The organism is Bacillus sp. CGMCC 1.16607 (assembly GCF_042683745.1).
Lineage (GTDB): Bacteria > Bacillota > Bacilli > Bacillales > Cytobacillaceae > Pseudoneobacillus.
On record NZ_JBHUJX010000012.1, the window covers coordinates 243,734 to 262,778 of the forward strand.

Sequence of the window (19,045 nt, forward strand, 5' to 3'; positions counted from 1 at the left end):
CCTTTTTATTTGTTCAGCTTAAGGACCCATCGGTTCGATGTCAAAAGCCCGTTTAACTTCCGCTTTTCTAATCTTCCCATTCATCAAGCAAAGAGATTAGTTCATCAAAATTTTTCACAGCCTTTATCGGGGAGCCATCACAGCACCATTCAGGATTATATTCATAAAGCTCTACATCAAATTCAACATCAGAAATACCATCTTTTGTGGTAGTAGAAAATAAATAATTATCGTTATTTTTCTCCATGAGCTTTGGCTCCTTTCAAAGGTGGAAAACTGTTCCTATGACTATCATACCCTATGTGGAGTAAGAAATTTTCACTCCTTTTTGACAATTTTTTGAAACTTTAGCAAAGAAAAAAATAGTAGAGAGATCTACTATTTTTTTCTTTGCATCCACTTTATTTTCGGTTCTGTTTTATTCATTATTCTCTTAATATTCGATCGATGTTTATATATGACAAAGAAAACAAGAATGGAAACGACGTAAATCAATGGTTTGTCCCCAAAAATAATGGAATAAATAAGTGCTGAAATTGCTGCAAGGATAGATGATAATGAAACATATTTGGTAATATACAAACATACCAAGAAAATAATTAGCATAATGACAAACATCGTAGGTGCATAAAATAGAAGAACTCCCCCAGAGGTTGCAACAGCTTTGCCTCCACGGAAATTAGCAAAGACTGGATACATATGGCCGACCACGGCTATGATTCCAGCAATGAGTGCATGTAATTCAACATCTAATAATAAAGGCAAAGCAGCAGCTAATGTTCCCTTTAAAATATCAGCAACGGTTACAACAATTCCTGCCTTTATTCCTAATGTACGGAAGGTGTTAGTGCCGCCTAAATTTCCACTACCATGCTCCCGAATATCTTTTCCGTAAAACCATTTACCAACGATAAGACCAGAAGGAATGGAGCCGAGCAAATACGCTAAAAGGATTACGATTATGTACATGTATATATATTCTTCCCTTCAAAAAATTGGTCTTATTATTGTACCATTAATTTAACGCTATAAGCTATAACTCCAAAGGAAGTTTTCACATCTTTCCAATAAATCTTACTTTTCTTTTCCAAATAATGTAGTAGGATAATAGTAGAGAGGAGAAATCACATGTCAAGAGTTGAATATTACAAAAAGAAAACCACACCTATTAAATGGATTGTTACTGGATTGATCCTAGCTATGGTCATGATCGTCTCTTCGATTCTATTACTCTTGTATCCATTTGCCTCGAAAGAAAAAGCTGACTACTTCCAAGGGGAAAATCCTATTCTTTTTCAAAATAGGCAGAATGGAAATGCTCTAATAGATGGTGAAACAGTTTTCATCCCAATTAGCTTTATCAAAGAGCAGCTCGATGAGTCGATTATTTTCGATGAAAAATCGAATTCTATTATTATTACTACACAAAATAAAGTGATTCAAATGCCAACTGAGTCATTAACTTACTATGTGAATGAAAAACCGGTTAAACTCCATTTTCCAGCTATTCAATCATCCAATGGTGAGCTTTATGTTGCCCTTGAACCATTACTTGCCTATTATCCTATTCAATATAAAAAGTTAGATGGAACGAATGCGATTTGGATTCAAACAGACGGGGAAGAATTGACCAATGGTACAGTTGGGAAAAAAGAAGTTCATGAGGAAAAGCTGCGTTTACGTACAGATGCAACCTTACAATCAGCTTATACGGCGAATATAAAAAATAATGAAAAGATTTATATTGAAGGGGAGAAAGAAGAATACCTTTTCGTTCGAAAAGAAGATGGGACGGCTGGCTATCTTCATAAAGAATTAATTAAGAAAGGGCAGCAAGATCAAATTGTTATTACGAAAGAAGAAAAAACGGCAAATCTGTTGCCGATTAAAGGACCGATTCGTTTAACATGGGAAGCTGTGTACAATCGAAATCCAGATACAAGTCAATTACCAGAAATGCCAGGAATTAATGTCGTTTCTCCCACATGGTTTGAACTCGAAGATGGAGAAGGAAATATTAAAAATCTTGGTTCATTGGATTATGTGAAATGGGCTAAATCAAAAAACTACCAGGTGTGGGGACTTTTTTCGAACGCCTTTGAACCAGAAATGACACATTTAGCTTTCAAAGATTATGAAACAAGGCAAAAAATGATACGCCAGTTACTTCATTACAGTCAAATGTATCATTTAAACGGAATTAATATCGATATTGAAAATGTAAACGTTGAGGATGGTCCATTTATAACTCAATTTGTCAGAGAAGCAACACCATTATTACATGAAGCCGGGCTAACTGTCTCCATGGACATCACATTCATTTCCACGAGTGAAAACTGGTCTGTTTTTTATGAACGTGAAAAGCTTGGTAAGGTGGTCGATTACTTAATAGTTATGGCTTATGATGAACATTGGGGTTCCTCTCCTGTAGCGGGAAGCGTAGCTAGTTTCCCGTGGGTTGAAAAAAATATCGAAAATTTGCTAGCTGTTGTCCCTAACGAACGGCTGATACTCGGTGTACCACTTTATACAAGACTTTGGAAAGAGCAAGTTTTAGCTGATGGTAAAGTGGAAGTGTCATCTAAAGCAATCTCCATGACGAAGGCTAAAGAATGGCTTAATGAAAACGGCATTAAACCCATTTATGATTCTTCAACAGGTCAAAATTATGCTGAATTATTTGTTAAAGCTGAGAATTCCACTTATAAAGTATGGCTTGAAGATGAATTATCACTAAAAAAACGTTCAGAATTAGTAGGGAAATATCAATTGGCAGGAGTGGCAAGCTGGTCTAGGTTTTTCGCAGACAATACAGCTTGGACCGCTTTACACCAAGATGATAAAAATTACACAAAAAAATAATCGTCGTACATCAACCGAGGCAAATTATTAGTCATTTTTTCCCTAAACAAGGTAAGATTAATTAACAAGATGAGCAAAGGGGTGTAATTTAATGAGCATTATCAATCCTTCACGAGAAGAATTAGGTGTATTATTAAAAAAATCCAAACGTATTGCAGTTGTAGGATTAAGTGATAATCCGGTAAGAACTTCCTACATGGTATCAGAAGCGATGCAAAAGGCAGGTTATGAAATCATCCCAGTGAATCCAACGGTTGATCAAGTATTAGGAGTAAAGGCTGTTGCTTCATTAAAAGAGATACAGGGTCATGTCGATATTGTAAATGTTTTCCGTCGTTCTGAATTTTTAATGGATGTGGCAAAAGAGTACGATGAGATCGATGCTGATGTGTTCTGGGCACAACAAGGTGTAGCAAATGAAGAGGCGTATCAATTTTTAAAGGATAAGGGCTATACAGTTGTCATGGATCGATGTATCAAAGTGGAGCATGCCTTAACTAAATAGTTTGTGAAAACATAGGTTCTTTGGACCTATGTTTTTTATTAAATCGATAAATTACTAAAAAGACATTTGCCAAACGGCAATAAATCGCTAAAATAAACGGTAGACATTGGTTAAACTGTGTTAAAATAAGAATGACGAACAATCGTTCGATTTACCATATAAAACTTATTAAAGGAATTTAGAGTATTTTCGCGAATACATTAGCGAAGTATAATGACACACATTTGATCATCTAAAAAAGAGATAAGCTTTAAACTTGAAAGGGGTATACTAGTGGCAAAAAACCAACAAGCATTTGAATATAATGATGATGCCATTCAAGTGCTCGAAGGCCTTGAAGCCGTAAGAAAACGACCAGGAATGTATATAGGTAGTACAGACTCAAGAGGACTTCATCACCTTGTTTATGAAATAGTGGACAATGCCGTGGACGAAGCATTGGGTGGTTACGGAAATCATATTACCGTAAAAATTCATAAAGATAATTCGATTAGCGTTGTCGATCGTGGCCGTGGTATGCCTACGGGAATGCATAAAATTGGGAAGCCAACGCCAGAAGTTATTTTCACCATTTTGCATGCAGGTGGAAAATTTGGACAAGGCGGTTATAAAACGAGTGGTGGATTGCACGGTGTAGGTGCATCGGTCGTTAATGCTTTATCTGAATGGTTAACGGTTAAAATTAGACGTGATGGTTTTGTATACGAACAGCGTTTTGAGCATGGTGGAAAACCAGTCACAACACTTGAAAAAATAGGTAAGACAAATCAAACAGGTACAACGATTCACTTTAAACCTGATCCCCAAATCTTTTCAACTACCACTTATAATTATGAAATCCTTTGTGAACGGTTAAGAGAATCTGCCTTTCTCTTAAAGGGTTTAAAAATTGAATTGATAGATGAACGTCATGATTTACAAGAGGTTTATCATTATGAAAACGGAATAGAGGCATTTGTCGAATACCTAAACGAAGAAAAAGATGAGCTCCACCCTGTTGTAAGCTTTGAAGGTGTACAAAATGGAATTGAGGTTGATTTTGCTTTTCAATATAACGACGGTTATTCAGAAAATGTTCTATCCTTCGTAAATAATGTTCGTACAAAAGATGGAGGAACACATGAAGCAGGGGCTAAAACGGCATTAACAAGAATAATCAATGAATATTCCCGTAAAGTATCATTGCTAAAAGAGAAAGATAAAAACCTTGATGGTTCAGATATACGGGAAGGTCTTTCCGCCATTATTTCCGTTAGAATTCCTGAGGAGATGCTCCAGTTTGAGGGACAAACAAAAGGGAAACTAGGTACAAGTGAAGCGAGATCTTCTGTGGATGCCGTTGTTTCCGAGCATTTATCTTATTTTTTAGAAGAGAATCCAGATATAAGTTCTCTAATCATTCGCAAATCTATTAAGGCATTTCAAGCACGTGAAGCTGCTAGGAAAGCCCGGGAAGAAGCTAGAAGCGGGAAGAAGCGGAAACGCTCTGATGCCGTATTGTCAGGAAAGTTAACTCCTGCTCAATCTAGAAATCCACAGAAAAACGAATTATATTTGGTAGAGGGTGACTCTGCTGGAGGATCTGCTAAACAAGGACGTGACCGTAGATTTCAAGCGATCTTACCATTGCGAGGAAAAGTAATTAATACAGAAAAAGCAAAGCTCGCAGATATTTTTAAAAACGAAGAAATCAATACTATTATTCACGCAATTGGCGCAGGTGTTGGATCCGATTTTAGTATTGAAGATATTAATTACGACAAAGTTATTATTATGACCGATGCGGATACGGATGGTGCTCATATCCAAGTTCTATTACTAACCTTCTTCTATCGATACATGAAACCATTAATTGAAGCGGGTAGAGTCTATATTGCCTTACCTCCACTTTACAAAGTAAGTAAAGGGACAGGCAAGAAAGAAGTCATTGAGTACGCTTGGAGCGAGGATGATTTGCAGTCATCGATAAAGAAAGTCGGAAAAGGCTATATTCTTCAACGTTACAAGGGACTTGGTGAGATGAATGCCGATCAGCTTTGGGATACGACGATGGACCCTGAGACTAGAACATTAATTCGAGTTCGAATCGACGATGCTGCTCGTGCTGAGCGCCGTGTCACTACTTTAATGGGTGACAAAGTTGAGCCACGCCGAAAATGGATTGAGTCCAATGTAGCCTTTGGATTAGAAGAAGATAGTAATATACTTGAAAATGAAAATATCACCGTAATTGAGGAGGATTCTGAAGCATGAGTTTAGGGGAAAAATTTCGGGATCTCCCTCTTGAAGATGTGTTAGGGGACCGATTTGGTCGCTATAGTAAATATATTATCCAGGAACGTGCACTTCCAGATGCACGTGATGGCTTAAAACCTGTACAACGTCGAATTTTATATGCGATGCACGTCGATGGAAACACACAGGAAAAAGGATTTAGAAAATCAGCAAAAACAGTCGGTAATGTTATCGGTAATTATCATCCTCATGGTGATTCTTCCGTATATGAAGCCATGGTACGTATGAGTCAGGAGTGGAAAGTTCGAAATCTCTTGATTCAAATGCATGGAAATAATGGCAGTGTTGATGGAGATCCTCCAGCAGCGATGCGTTATACAGAAGCACGACTTTCTGCTATCGCAGGCGAACTACTTAGAGATATCGAAAAAGAAACTGTTGACTTTATTCCCAATTTCGATGATACCTCAAAAGAACCGACAGTTTTACCAGCCATGTATCCAAACTTATTAGTTAACGGTTCTACAGGAATATCTGCAGGGTATGCTACAGATATCCCACCACATCATCTTGGTGAAGTTATCGATGCTGTCATCATGAAGATGGATCAGCCAAATGCCTCCGTTGAAGATTTGATGACTGTCATTAAAGGACCTGATTTTCCAACTGGCGGAATCATCCAAGGCGTAGAAGGTATTAAAAAAGCCTATGAGACTGGTAAAGGAAAAATCATTGTTCGTTCCAAAACAGAGATTGAAGATATACGTGGTGGCAAACAACAAATTGTCATTACTGAAATCCCATACGAAGTTAATAAAGCAAATTTAGTTAAAAAAATAGATGAATTCCGTCTTGACCGTAAACTGGAAGGTATTTCAGAAATTCGAGATGAAACGGATCGGACAGGCCTTCGTATTGTGATTGAATTAAAGAAGGATGCTCATGCAGAAGGGGTCCTTAATTACCTATTTAAAAATAGTGATCTTCAAGTCACATATAATTTTAATATGGTAGCCATCAATCATAAACGCCCGATGCTAATGGGGCTTCGTGAGCTCTTAAGTGCTTATATCGATCACCAGCGCGAAGTCGTGACGAGAAGGTCCCAGTTTGAACTAAGAAAAGCAAGTGAACGACAACATATTGTTGAAGGTTTAATGAAGGCTCTATCTATTCTAGACGAAGTGATTACGACTATTAGAGCTTCTAAGGATAAAAGAGATGCAAAGGACAATTTGATTGCCAAATTTATGTTCACAGAACCACAGTCAGAAGCGATTGTTTCATTACAGCTCTACCGTTTAACGAACACAGATATTACTGCTTTACAACAAGAAGCTGAAGAATTAGCTAAGAAAATAGAAGAATTAATGGCTATTTTGAATAGTGAATCAAAGCTTTTATCAGTCATAAAAAAAGACCTGAAAGAAGTAAAGAAGAAATACTCAGACGATAGACGTTCCAAGGTAGAAGCTGAAATTGAAGATATTAAAATTAATCTTGAGGTCATGGTACCGAATGAAGAAGTAATCGTTACTGTTACGAAAGAAGGATATGTTAAACGTACTAGCCAAAGATCTTACGCTGCCTCAAACGGGCAAGATTTTGGCATGAAGGATTCCGATCGATTATTGGAAAAGCTTGAAACCAATACTACGGATGTTGTACTTTTGTTTACGAACAAAGGTAACTACTTATACTGCCCAGTACATGAGCTGCCTGATATTCGTTGGAAAGATCTTGGTCAGCATGTAGCAAACATTATCCAAATTGATCGTGATGAATACATCATCAAAGCGATTGCCATTAAAGATTTTGAAAGTCCAGCTTATTTATTATTTATTACGAAAAATGGTATGGTCAAAAAGACGGAGTTAAATCAATATAAGGCACAACGTTACTCCAAGCCTTTAGTTGCCGTTAATTTAAAAGACGATGACGAAGCGATTGATGTTCATTTAACAGATGGAACGAAAGAAGTATTTCTAACAACTTCTTTGGGCTATGCACTATGGTTCCATGAAGAAGAAGTAAATATAGTCGGAGCACGTGCAGCCGGAGTGAAGGGAATTAATTTGAAAGATGGAGATTTCGTTGTAGGAGGAAAAATCATTTCTTCTTCTGAACAAAAGTCCTTGGTCATTGCGACTCAACGGGGTGCCATCAAGAGAATGAAAATATCCGAATTTGAACGTGCGACAAGAGCAAAACGAGGCGTTGTAATCCTCCGTGAGCTAAAATCTAATCCACATCGTGTTATTGGGTTTGTTTTCGCAAATGAAGGTAATTTAGTCTATATTCAATCCGAAAAAGGAACGATCGAAAGTACAGAGATTTCTGAAATCAGATTCAATGATCGTTATTCCAATGGGTCATTCCTAATAGATGAAACTGAAAGTGGTCCAGTAAAAGAAATATGGCTAGTGGAAAACGAAAATAGTAAAACTGAAATGTAGAATAATATGATTTTGTTTAAGCCTCCCATTATTATATGGGAGGTTTTTTTCTAATCTGATATGAACTTTCCATTTTTGGTGATACTAAAAATATGACACTATATCTGGAGGACACGAAATGAGAAAGGCAGTGCTAATTCAGTTGACTACCATTTTACTACTCGCACTATCTACTGGGGTATACGCCACAAAGACCGTTCCAAAGAAAGTTTTACTAATTGAAAGAAATGAAGATATTACTGGCGATGGAATATCTGAAAAAATCATCATTAAAGGCGTACCATTCCAAGATAATGATATTTTTAAGGAATTTCAACTTACCATCAAACTTTCCAATAACAAGGTCATCAAAGAAGAACTAGAATACGGGGTAGAACCTAAAATTTATTTAATTGATTTAAATCATGATCGAATAAAGGATGTATTCATAAGTTTACCTACTGTTCAAAGTGGGGAAGAAGGAAATCAGTATCTTTATTCAGCAAAAGATTTTAAAATTAATAAAATAAATGTACCAGATCTATTAGAAATTGATGGTCAATTTACTGATGAATACAAGGCGAAAATTTCTATTCCTGCGACTAATAAGCACTTAGTCTTTGATCTGATAAATAGAAAAGAAAAATATGATTCACTTGGCATGTATCAAAATAGTAAATTAAATGAACCGTTCGAACTAATGATTTCACCAACCGGAGAGATAAAACCTATTTCAACTGAAGGTAATGGAAATTTACTTAAATGTACCCAGAGAATTTGTGGAACTTCAAAGTCTGATACAATCGCGTTAGTTGAATCTACCTGGAAATACAAAAAAGGCGATTGGCAGCTAGTTGCTGCAGAAGTTAAAGAAATGAATAATTAAATTGATAAAGAAAAGATTCCGATAATTTTATTATGTAAACTAGAAGAGAAAATTAATTGTTAAGTGTGAAAAAAATAGAAATACTAGTCATTTAAGCATTAACCAAATGTAATACATCATTTATATAAGTATTAAAAACGAATCGATTATATATAAAATAATCTCTGTGATCTAAGCCAGAGATTATTTTATTTCAGCAAAAGAAAAATCGAAGCAATAAATAAAATTGCTGTCAGTTTGATTAGAAATTTTTTTTCTGTCTCACTATCTTAAGTAAACTTTGATATTGAGACCTATTCTTTATTTTATTATTCAACTTCCGAGAATAAGTATTATGTAAACTAGGAAAAATCCTTAACAGAACAATAACAACCCTTTCAACTTCTGTACGTTGTAGGAAAAGTGTATACAAGTTGGAACCAAATGTGTCTTAAGTCAACATGACAAATATACAATCTCCATTCCCTTCATTTATACTAGTTCATTGAAACAAAAATGAAAATGATACATAATAAACTGCTTTTTGGAATAAAAAATATTTGTAATTTCTTTTACAATTATCTCTACTCTAGAAAAAATTACGGGTTTAGATCAGCTCATTCATTTCGTTAGGACCAATAAACGCCATTCCAAAAAGATTGCAACTTTCGCAACAGAACAATTTGGCCGAGATGATACGTATCGTACATCATGATATTGCTGAGTAAACGCTCAATAGAGTAACTGTTAGCTGCATACGGAGATGCTAACTTTTTATCGTCAAGGTCCGCAATGACCGTTTGTAATTTATTCATGACTTCATAAAGGCGCTGCACTGTATAGGCCCACCCAATTTCGTCTTCTGGATCCCCCGGATTTCCAAAGGTTTCATCATTGCCTTAAGCTTTATGCGGATTCTCAGTGCCCTTAATTCGATGGATCACATCTTCTTTCCAAAATATCAAGTTGTTGACAATCTGCCAAATCGAATTAGTCATTCCATAACTTGTCCATGCTGCCTCAGCTGAGTTGACTCCATGAAGCGCCTGATCCACGGATGCAAACCACTCATTCTAATTGCAATGCATGTCTAGTTGTTCTAAAAACATTTTGAGTTGCTTTTTTATTCTTAATTACAATAGAATGGCATTCATCAAATTATTCAATTGAGGGAAAAAGTATATAGGATTAATGCTTTTTGAATATGCATTCTTTAACCCTCCTGTCCCGTTTCTCCCATAAGAAAAGGAGCTACTTGCGCAACTCCATTAATACAATCTAGCTCTTCTTTAGTGTATAAAACACAAGAATTTCATATTTTTCATGGGCACCAATACAGGCATATAGTTATTGACCTACATAAAATAAATCATATCAATTTATGTTATTCTATGGAACTCATTGATTTTAAATATAGGGGGATTATATATGTCTGTTTTTAATCCACAGAAATTATCAGTAAAACTTATTCCACCTACCACATTCGTTCAACCAGTTGAAGGAAGAAAATATACTCTCACTCATTCAGATATTACAGCAGAATTATTTTTAGATATTGGATATGTGTACAACAATAAATCCATTAACCCAAAAATGCGTGACGAATTATTAGCAGAATGGAAAAAAGATTCACAAGGTCGTTTAAATATAGTAGGAAAAGCGTATGTGGATGGTGGGGAGTTCAGTCAAAAAGTTGCAGACACTCGTTTTAAAATATTCAAAAAAGAAATGGCTACTGCACTTAATGGAATTGTCTATGGTGACCTTCCCTTTTACGTTCACTATCCCTCCCTCGTCAATTCACCCATTTTTATCCATTTCTTATCAACTTATCCGCAATATAGACAGGTTGCTTTTTATGGTACACCACGCCAATATTTAAACCACTCTATCAAATAACCTGACCTTCCGCACCATCAAATATTGCTCCTATCCATGCACCCTGAATTCCTACGGTTTACTAATTAAGAGTTTTGTGAAGAATTAGTAAAAACACAAGTCATAGCTGTCAAATGATAATAATAAGCAAAAGTTTGTACTTGAATAAGGTCTGAAACTTCATTTTATCATTTATCACAATAGGTTTTTTTATTTTGCTCCACTTTATTTGTGACCACTGTGTAAATGGTATTTGTAGTTGAAATAAATCATACAATTCTTTGCTCTTGAAAACTGAATAAACAAAACACACCATCACCTAGAGCTTCAACACATTCATCAAATAAAGCTCCATAATTATCACATTCCTTTGACTTTCGACATTCTAATAGAAATTCTAACATTTATTTCTATCATTACTTTCCATATCTTTAACATCCCTTATTATTATTAAAAGTAACGCACCACTTTAGTTTAAGTGTAATTGTTCACAAATTTATTAATTAAATAGTTACATCTATTTTTCTTCAATCGCCATACGTAAGTTCGAGATAACTCCAATAAGCAATACTAGCGAACAAACCATTTTTTCAAAAGGTGTTCCAAACAATTGTTGTATAAATCCAAAAGACCAAAGTACAACAAAAAACCAAGATATAACGGTTATTCCTCTTTTGTATTTATATAGTTTAATTCTACCAACAATCAACGTAAAAACTACTCCAATAATAGAAATAACGATATTTATAACAGATATTGGTAGCTGTTCAGCGAATGATTCAGACCTTCCACCATTAACCCATGTGAATGGAATATTTTTGCTTATAATAAGAAAGTGGATTAAGATAGTCAAAGAGTAAAAAATAATTCCCATAAATACAGCAGTTTTCATATTAATTTTCCTGAGTTTTTCTAAAATAAAATCACCTCATTTTTCTTCCTGTTTTAATTTTATTAATCCAGTAAAATACTATTCCTATAACTCTTACCATCTGACAGGTAACTGAAAGTAAGATTTCGAAGAGTTATCAAAAATCACCATTAATCTTAAACAGAGCAAAAAACATCGGCTAGGTATTCTTGTTGAACTAACTCCCCTTTTGTTCCTTAACAAAATATAAAGCGATCTACAGATGCAAATAGCTGTCTTAGTAAACTAAAGCCCCCGTTAGTACAACAAGAAAAAAACTTTTTTCAAAATACTTAATTACATTGTCGATACTTTACAATTGTTAGATGTCCCCACTCTTTATCAAGTTGTTCTTTCGAAAGTATCTTCCAAGGGTTAAACATCGTTTGTCCATGTTTATTGAAATATAATTCATCCCCAATAGAGTAAGCTGCATGTTGAATGGTAGCATTTTCATCTTTCCAAGTTACAATGTCCCCTTGGTGTAGTCCTTCATCTTGAAACTCCTCATAGCGATACTGTTTCAATTTTCAAGAAATGTTTTTTGATGTATCCATTCATAAATAAACCACCCTTGCTTCCCTTTCGAAATAGCAAATAAAACTGCTGCTAAACAATTTGCACCTTAAAAATGACCAAAAGTATTGGCAAATGGTTTGAGAAAACTAGGTAAGGATTTTGGTGTTTCCTCACATTCTCCCTTATCCCACCATTCATAAACCATTGTTGTAAGTAACTGTTCTTTAAATGACTGATCAAACTTTTCCCACATGGAACGCTGAATGACAACGTTCCCATTCACTACATAGCTTGAAGGTATTTTTTCTATTTCATGTATAAATGTAATGGGGAGTACAAGTCCTCTTTCACTTAGCACTTGTGAATTTAGAATTAATTGTTTTTCCTCTTCAGATATGTTTTCAATCCATTCTTTTTCAGCTATGATTACGTACTGAGCGTTCTTTATATTCCAGTACTCATAACCATTTACATAATTTAATTGTCCATACGTACTGTGATTATAAAACTCATCTATTGGCATTAATAACACATCTGTAAAATCTATTTCATTATTAAGATGTTCTTTCGATAGGAAAAATAAGTCTTTTTCTGGTACATAACTATCTATCCATGAAAGTAAAACTTTTTTTGGGGGTTTTATTATCACTATGTATTCCTCCAAGTTAAGTTTAACTGCATATTGTTTTAATAACTATACTTACATTTTAACTACTATTTCTCTGTAATTGAATTTCCTTTTCATGTTCCGCCTTTTCATATGAGACTATATTCGATAATATAGAGCAAAAATCCTTGTTCAACTAAAATGATTCGTTAGTTGATCAACGAAAAAGAGAGCTGCCTGCCGAAATTCCATCTTCAACCTATGCCCCATTTACTTTATGTCCATTTATTCAAATTTTATTTTCTATGATTATTTTTTTAAAAGGACCGCAAAATAAGACGGTTGGGAATGTCTTAGCAAAGGAGGAACACCAATGTCCAAAGATAAGCAGACACCTTCATCAGAGGTAGATCAAAAGAAACTTTTAAATGATAAAGTGGAGAAAGCTCGTCAAAACAATTTTGAAGATAACCACATTCGAAGAGTAACTACAAACGGTGCCCAAGGAGAATAAGTTTTTCTAAGGAGCAGAATATCATTTCACGATATTCTGCTTTATCCATTCAGTTAGTCTAATAGGTGTAGACTCATTACAATGTTCCGCAATTTGTTATCTGAAAAAATGCATTATTATTAATGGAGTTTTCCACAATCGTTCTTCAACTCCCTCAGTTTGATACGAATATCTCTCGATTGCTCACTTATTCGCAGGATTTCAAAACCCTTTAAATTGGATTTACAGGTAATTGAAATGAGTTTAGATCATTTTCGCTTCGTGAAGGCATAGTTAAATAATGGAGTAGATGGTTACTCCATATTTAACATATAATACACATTTACCTATCAGTTTCATTACTGATTTCATTTTTTTAATCTTCTTCTCCTTCACAATAGGAATGGATAGCTTTAAACTCAGGGTTATTCATCACAAGGCTCATAGTTGCTAAGTAGAGAAAGCGTCGAAGCCTTGACCTGCCACGTTTTGAAATAACTATTTGCCCTTTCCATTTACCTGAACTTGCTTCTGCTAAGTGTAATCCTGCATGACGCAATAAGAATTCCCATGAGAAAATCCACTTAGATCCCCTGCTTCACCTAATATTCCTGCTAATGAGATTTCACTTATTCCCTTTATCGTAAGCAGTTTCTTTGCAAACGGTATTTGAATGAGAACTTCTTTTACTTGTTGTTCAACTCTAGTAATTGAGCTTTTTAGGTCCTGGTTGTCTTTTCATTAATGACTTCCATCCCGTCATGACATCTAGTGACTCCATTGAAGATATTTCATCTGGAGTCGGAAACAAACGGATGGTTGCAATGGCCCCTTTGCACGATACATCGTTAAACACTTGTCGCAGCTCCGGAAAGACCACATCTCCCCATCGATTTATTTGATTAATAGACATTACTAGACGTTTTACAATCATATCACTAGTTTTTTATTGAGGTGCAGATGCATTCGTTGAAATGTCAAAACTTTACATATAAGCTAAAAACGGATACTTTTACAAAAAAATCGTTCTAACTATAATAATACGAATAATATAATTATTGAGTAATCATTATGAAAGGAGGTAACGTTTGGAGTTATTCCAAGACATAGGATGAGAAAAAACATCTTTTTATGAATAAAGTGGAGGTGTATCTATTGACTGTGTCTTCATTTATTCGGTTTACAGGCTTTTGTTCAATTATTGCAGGAATTCTTACAGTTTCATTATCCTTATGGTATAACATATCAATGGAAGCGTTTGGCTCTTATGTGAGTTTAATTAGTATGCTTTTCCTCGTACTAGGAATTGTTGGTTTGTATCTTTATCAAGCAAAAGAATTTGGATCAATAGGTTTCGCTATTTTCTTATTAACATTTTTCGGTGCCATAATGTGGGCGGGGCATTCCTGGGTTGAAGCCTTTATGATATCAATATTAGAAGAAACTGCTCCAGCAATAATAGAAAATCCTCCTTCGCTGTTAATGACTGGTGTCACACTTTCATTGTATCCTTTCTTTATTGGTCTTTTATTATTCGGTCTTTGGACTGTTATAAAAGGTGTCCTTCCTCGTATACCAGCAATTATACTTATTATTGTACCAATAATTGACTTTATTCCTTATGGATTCCATATTTCACAACCACTTGCAGGTGTGGCCATAACTTGGCTTGGTTACTCAATCTGGAAGAGTTCTAAAAGTCTGAATAGTTAAATTGAAAGTGAACTGCACCCCAATGGTTAGACATAATAATTGGAGGTGCAGTTTATTATGGATAGATATACTAAGGATTAAATTATAATGTAGATCTAGTCAAGAAGGATTATCGCTTATTTTCGTTGAAGTTAATAAACTAACGGTGAGCAATTATTCCGTAAACAAAAAATCTGAAGAAGCCTAATATATGCAAGATTTTATTCATATTATTGTGTATTATGAGCTTCTTTATTGTTTGAAGCAAGTAAAGAAGCAGTGTAGGTCAACAAGAATTTAACAAAAAATAACCTATAAATCCACAGATGGATGTATTATATTTGATGTAAATATTTTAGGAGGCATACATAATAACAGTAGAATACGGAAAATTAACATTTTTAGAAATTAAAGAAAAAGCAGAAGAAGGCTATATGGCAATTATTCCGACTGGTTGTACAGAACAACAAGGTCCGCATACAAGTGTTGATTTTGATACTTGGTTAGCAACAGAATTAACCATAGAATCAGCGGAAAAAGTAAATGAAAAATACGGAGTGAAATCACTTGTTGTTCCGACTCTTCCATTCGGTCCAACGCCGGAACATCGAAATTATGGATATGGTTTTATTGATATTCCGCAACGTCTTTATGAAGAGTTAATCTATTCCATTTTAAGTTCTCTAGCAGACCAAGGATTTAAACAAATGGTAATTTTCCGTGGTTGTGGCGGTCATTATTTGAATGGAATAGCTGAACGTTTTAATAATGATTTCGAAGGTAAAGCCAACGTAACGATTCCGCACCATCCGTTTTATGAAGTTTGGTGCAAACACGCCGACCCTGAAATTCCAGGTGGACACGCTGACAGCTTCACAACCTCTCTGGCATTTTATAAGCGTCCTGAAGGGGTTAGGAAAGATAAGATTTTTAACCCACAAAGCAGCGAACCTGATTGGGAAGATCCAAATCTTGATTTCTCAAAATACTCTGAAACGGGAGTAATTGGGGATCCAACTTATGCAAGTGCGGAACTAGGAGAAAAACTTTGGAATGGTACGGTTGATGCTGTGGCAGCCACATTACAAGAATTTGCATCTAAGAACATAAAATAGCCCCATTCGTATTAAATAATGGAATAAAGAACCACTATTTTGTGGTCTTTTCTATTGGGATATCAATAAAGTCTAAAATACATTTATTCTAATATTGTGAAAGAATGCACTTAAACTAACGAGGAGCTTTATTATCACATGGGATCGTCAATGGCGGTCTCTTTTTTATGCAAACTAACGGGGCAGAATTGTTGAGCAAGGAGACGGATTATTGTGGTAAAGTTGGATTATAGTGGGCCCGATAGTAGCACAAGAATGTATAAATGAATACATAGCTTTATAAAAAAACTAAGCCATCTGGCTTAGTTTTTACTTTTATATTAATAAATTAAGCTAATTCCTCTAACATTTCCGGTGTCCAATCCCTCACACCATTATCCTCAATAATGCCTAAGACAACATCGGTAATATCCGGATCAGACATTAACTTATCCTGTACTCTAAATTTAATATCATCGGCAGCTGCTAAAGATAAACCTTTCCGTAATTCAATTTGTCCTTCTACATGGTAATAGCGTCCTTCTTGAGTAATACGAATTTTATTGATATCGGTCACATCTTTAACACTAAAAATGATTTTGACAACTCTTGCTTCTATATCGCGGGGAGCTGCTACACCGATTAAACCAACCATATTATCATATCCAACTCGAAAAGCAACACCAACCATTAGAAATCCAATGATGATGGTAATCAATCCATCTAAGATTTCAAAGTTCAAGTAGGCTGTAATCACTACTGCGATTAAAGCTAGGATAGCACCAGTTACGGCTACAAGATCTTCATAGAAAACTAGCCGTGTCGGTGGAGCTGCTCGGCCCACATTTTGAAAAGCACCTCTTATAATTCCAAAACCGGTTGCTTTACTTCTTACTTCTTTGTTTATTTCCTTCATTGCTTTTACTAGGATACCGCCATCAATTAAGAGGTTCAGAATTAAAACGATAACACTTAACCATAACCCTTCCCCTATCTCAGCAGGATGCTGAAGTAAGTGCCAACCTTCTCGAATGGTTTCGTATGCCATAAGGGTTACAACGATTACGGCGATCATACAAAAAATATTTATGACCCGCCCGAATCCTGTAGGGAATCTTCTTGTCGGACTTTTTTCCGCTAAGATACTTCCGACAAATACAAACCCTTGATTCACCGCATCCGCAAGGGAGTGCATGGCTGAAGCAAACATAGCCCCACTTCCACTCAATGTTCCTGCAATGAATTTTGTGGCTGCGATAACCGAGTTTCCTACCATTGCCACCGCAGAAGATTTGTTACCTTTCTTTACCAAACTTAATAAATTTTCACTATCCGGGTCTGAGTCCACTTGTTTGTTCCTCCATAAATAATAATAAGATTTAGCCCATTTTTTAGTAGGCTTATTCCATTATATCAAAAAAGTCAGTTTTTTTGACTATTTTAACTCAAAAAGATGGTTTACATTTTGTAAACCATCTACCGAATATTCAATGTAGTTTTTTAGATTTAGAAAGTCAGTAAAAAAACTGGTAATAATTCACACTAATTTTTCTAACATTTCTGGTTTCCAATCTGCTACACCGTTATCCTCGATAATGCCTATTCCTACATCGGCAATATCTTGGTCAGCCATTAATTTATCTTGTACCCTAAATTTAATATCATCTGCAACAGACAATGACAATCCTTTTCTTAATTCAATTAGTGCCTCCACATGATAATAGCGCCCTTCTTGTGTGATACGTATTTTATTTATATCCGTTACATCGACATCACTTAAAATCATCTTTACCACTCTTTCTTCAATATCACGGGGTGCTGCGACTCCGATAAGTCCAACCATATTGTCGTATCCTACCCGAAAGGCTACACCTACCATTAATAATCCAATTAAAATGGTGATTATTCCATCTAACATATCTAGGTTTGTAAATGATGTAATTACTACTGCGACTAAAGCTAATAAAGCACCCGTTACTGCTACTAGATCTTCATAAAATACTAATCGAGTCGGAGGAGCTGCTCGACCTACATTTTGAAATGCTCCTTTAACAATCCCGAACCCTTTAGCTGTTCCTCTAGCCTCACTATTTATCTCTTTCATGGCTTTAACAAGAATGGCTCCGTCAATTAAAAGGTTAAGAATCAAAACAATTACATTTAACCATAAACCTCCACTAGATATGGCTGGATGCTGAAGTAAATGCCAACCTTCTAAAATAGTTTCATACGCCATTATTGTTACAACAATAACAGCGATCATACAGAAAATATTAATCACCCGTCCGAATCCTGTAGGGAAACGCCGCGTAGGTTTTTTCTCAGCTAATATACTTCCCATAAAAACAAAGCCTTGGTTTACCGCATCTGCTAATGAATGCATTGCTGAAGCAAACATAGCTCCACTACCACTCATCGATCCTGCAATAAATTTTGTTCCAGCAATCACGGCATTTCCTGTCATTGCCACAGCTGAAGATTTATTTCCTTTTTTTATTAAGCTAAAGAAACTCTCTTGTTCTGGATTTGATCCCACTTCTAGCTCTCCTCCATAAATTTGTCTATAACTAGTTTTCCTTAATGCACATTATTAATTAAAACAATTATTACCTTTTTCCCATCATAATCTTTAGTCTTTGCTAGATATACCGGTCAGTTCTTTACTTATTTTTTTATGCAATTCCACAACAAGTAATAAAAAAACAAATAATATATATTAATATTAACAAGTTTAACCCAACCTTTTTTGTACGATCAGTATAAGCTTTTGGAAGGTCATATAAAAAAGAGACCGTCATTGACGATCCCATGTGATACTAAAGCACCCGTTACTTCTATAAGCGATGTCAGTTTTTATCAATTTTGAAATACAAGTTATTTCGTCTCCTGAATTTAGTTCAAACCTAGTTTTAATGTGAGCATATGTCTTTCAACAGAAATAGAATGTATG

Annotated in this window: 18 protein-coding genes and 1 pseudogene; 9 read left to right on the plus strand and 10 right to left on the minus strand. The window is 35.2% G+C overall.

All coding sequences use genetic code 11. The features are described 5' to 3' along the window. Positions 1-67: 67 nt before the first annotated feature. Together ACFSO7_RS08415 and plsY are read right to left on the minus strand one after the other, a co-directional pair. Entirely contained in the window at positions 68-247 is a 180-nt protein-coding gene (locus tag ACFSO7_RS08415) for a hypothetical protein (RefSeq protein WP_377876859.1), read from the minus strand. Between the two features lie 131 nt (positions 248-378). Next, positions 379-969, minus strand: coding sequence for a glycerol-3-phosphate 1-O-acyltransferase PlsY (gene plsY, locus ACFSO7_RS08420; RefSeq protein WP_377876860.1), 591 nt, complete (start codon positions 967-969; stop codon positions 379-381). A 159-nt stretch (positions 970-1,128) separates the two neighbouring features. Here plsY and ACFSO7_RS08425 point away from each other — a divergent pair, with 159 nt between their 5' ends. The 5 genes from ACFSO7_RS08425 to ACFSO7_RS08445 all read left to right on the plus strand — a co-directional run bounded on the left by ACFSO7_RS08425 (position 1,129) and on the right by ACFSO7_RS08445 (position 8,923). Continuing rightward, positions 1,129-2,862, plus strand: a complete 1,734-nt coding sequence (locus ACFSO7_RS08425; protein ID WP_377876861.1) for a glycosyl hydrolase family 18 protein — start codon at positions 1,129-1,131, stop codon at positions 2,860-2,862. Between the two features lie 91 nt (positions 2,863-2,953). Further along, positions 2,954-3,367: a CoA-binding protein gene (locus ACFSO7_RS08430; RefSeq protein ID WP_377876862.1), complete on the plus strand. Its 414-nt coding sequence runs from the start codon at positions 2,954-2,956 to the stop codon at positions 3,365-3,367. A gap of 273 nt (positions 3,368-3,640) precedes the next feature. Beyond that, positions 3,641-5,620 (plus strand): DNA topoisomerase IV subunit B, encoded by a 1,980-nt coding sequence (parE, locus tag ACFSO7_RS08435; protein ID WP_377876863.1) that lies wholly within the window; start codon positions 3,641-3,643, stop codon positions 5,618-5,620. Next, entirely contained in the window at positions 5,617-8,058 is a 2,442-nt protein-coding gene (gene parC / locus ACFSO7_RS08440; protein ID WP_377876864.1) for a DNA topoisomerase IV subunit A, read from the plus strand. The genes parE and parC overlap by 4 nt, the downstream gene beginning before the upstream one ends. Before the next feature lie 118 nt (positions 8,059-8,176). Further along, the gene (locus ACFSO7_RS08445; RefSeq protein ID WP_377876865.1) at positions 8,177-8,923 is read left to right on the plus strand and encodes a hypothetical protein; all 747 of its coding nucleotides are present in this window, start codon (positions 8,177-8,179) and stop codon (positions 8,921-8,923) included. A gap of 608 nt (positions 8,924-9,531) precedes the next feature. On the opposite strand, the gene ACFSO7_RS08450 is transcribed toward ACFSO7_RS08445, so the two are convergent. After that, positions 9,532-9,738, minus strand: coding sequence for a hypothetical protein (locus tag ACFSO7_RS08450; RefSeq protein WP_377876866.1), 207 nt, complete (start codon positions 9,736-9,738; stop codon positions 9,532-9,534). Between the two features lie 63 nt (positions 9,739-9,801). Continuing rightward, entirely contained in the window at positions 9,802-9,957 is a 156-nt protein-coding gene (locus ACFSO7_RS08455) for a hypothetical protein (RefSeq protein WP_377876867.1), read from the minus strand. Between the two features lie 373 nt (positions 9,958-10,330). On the opposite strand from ACFSO7_RS08455, the gene ACFSO7_RS08460 reads away from it, so the two are divergent. Beyond that, positions 10,331-10,801: a staygreen family protein gene (locus tag ACFSO7_RS08460; protein WP_377876868.1), complete on the plus strand. Its 471-nt coding sequence runs from the start codon at positions 10,331-10,333 to the stop codon at positions 10,799-10,801. A gap of 496 nt (positions 10,802-11,297) precedes the next feature. On the opposite strand, the gene ACFSO7_RS08465 is transcribed toward ACFSO7_RS08460, so the two are convergent. The 3 genes from ACFSO7_RS08465 to ACFSO7_RS08475 all read right to left on the minus strand — a co-directional run bounded on the left by ACFSO7_RS08465 (position 11,298) and on the right by ACFSO7_RS08475 (position 12,858). Next, positions 11,298-11,672, minus strand: coding sequence for a hypothetical protein (locus ACFSO7_RS08465; protein ID WP_377876869.1), 375 nt, complete (start codon positions 11,670-11,672; stop codon positions 11,298-11,300). A 311-nt stretch (positions 11,673-11,983) separates the two neighbouring features. Further along, entirely contained in the window at positions 11,984-12,217 is a 234-nt protein-coding gene (locus tag ACFSO7_RS08470) for a hypothetical protein (protein WP_377876870.1), read from the minus strand. A gap of 98 nt (positions 12,218-12,315) precedes the next feature. After that, positions 12,316-12,858 (minus strand): hypothetical protein, encoded by a 543-nt coding sequence (locus tag ACFSO7_RS08475; protein ID WP_377876871.1) that lies wholly within the window; start codon positions 12,856-12,858, stop codon positions 12,316-12,318. A 331-nt stretch (positions 12,859-13,189) separates the two neighbouring features. Between ACFSO7_RS08475 and ACFSO7_RS08480 the strand changes: the two genes are divergently transcribed. Continuing rightward, positions 13,190-13,330, plus strand: coding sequence for a hypothetical protein (locus ACFSO7_RS08480; protein ID WP_169800445.1), 141 nt, complete (start codon positions 13,190-13,192; stop codon positions 13,328-13,330). Positions 13,331-13,651: 321 nt separating this feature from the next. Here ACFSO7_RS08480 and ACFSO7_RS08485 read toward each other — a convergent pair. Further along, positions 13,652-14,246: pseudogene (locus tag ACFSO7_RS08485) on the minus strand (transposase); the annotation flags it as partial. A gap of 218 nt (positions 14,247-14,464) precedes the next feature. On the opposite strand from ACFSO7_RS08485, the gene ACFSO7_RS08490 reads away from it, so the two are divergent. Together ACFSO7_RS08490 and ACFSO7_RS08495 are read left to right on the plus strand one after the other, a co-directional pair. After that, positions 14,465-15,022 carry a hypothetical protein gene (locus ACFSO7_RS08490; RefSeq protein ID WP_377876872.1) on the plus strand — a complete coding sequence of 186 codons (558 nt, stop codon included), beginning with the start codon at positions 14,465-14,467 and terminating at the stop codon, positions 15,020-15,022. A gap of 350 nt (positions 15,023-15,372) precedes the next feature. Continuing rightward, a complete protein-coding gene (locus tag ACFSO7_RS08495; RefSeq protein WP_377876971.1) occupies positions 15,373-16,116 on the plus strand; it encodes a creatininase family protein in 744 nt (247 codons plus the stop codon). 328 nt (positions 16,117-16,444) lie between these two features. On the opposite strand, the gene ACFSO7_RS08500 is transcribed toward ACFSO7_RS08495, so the two are convergent. Beyond that, positions 16,445-17,443, minus strand: a complete 999-nt coding sequence (locus ACFSO7_RS08500; protein WP_377876873.1) for a cation diffusion facilitator family transporter — start codon at positions 17,441-17,443, stop codon at positions 16,445-16,447. A 189-nt stretch (positions 17,444-17,632) separates the two neighbouring features. After that, positions 17,633-18,631, minus strand: coding sequence for a cation diffusion facilitator family transporter (locus ACFSO7_RS08505; protein ID WP_377876874.1), 999 nt, complete (start codon positions 18,629-18,631; stop codon positions 17,633-17,635). Between the last annotated feature and the right edge of the window lie 414 nt (positions 18,632-19,045).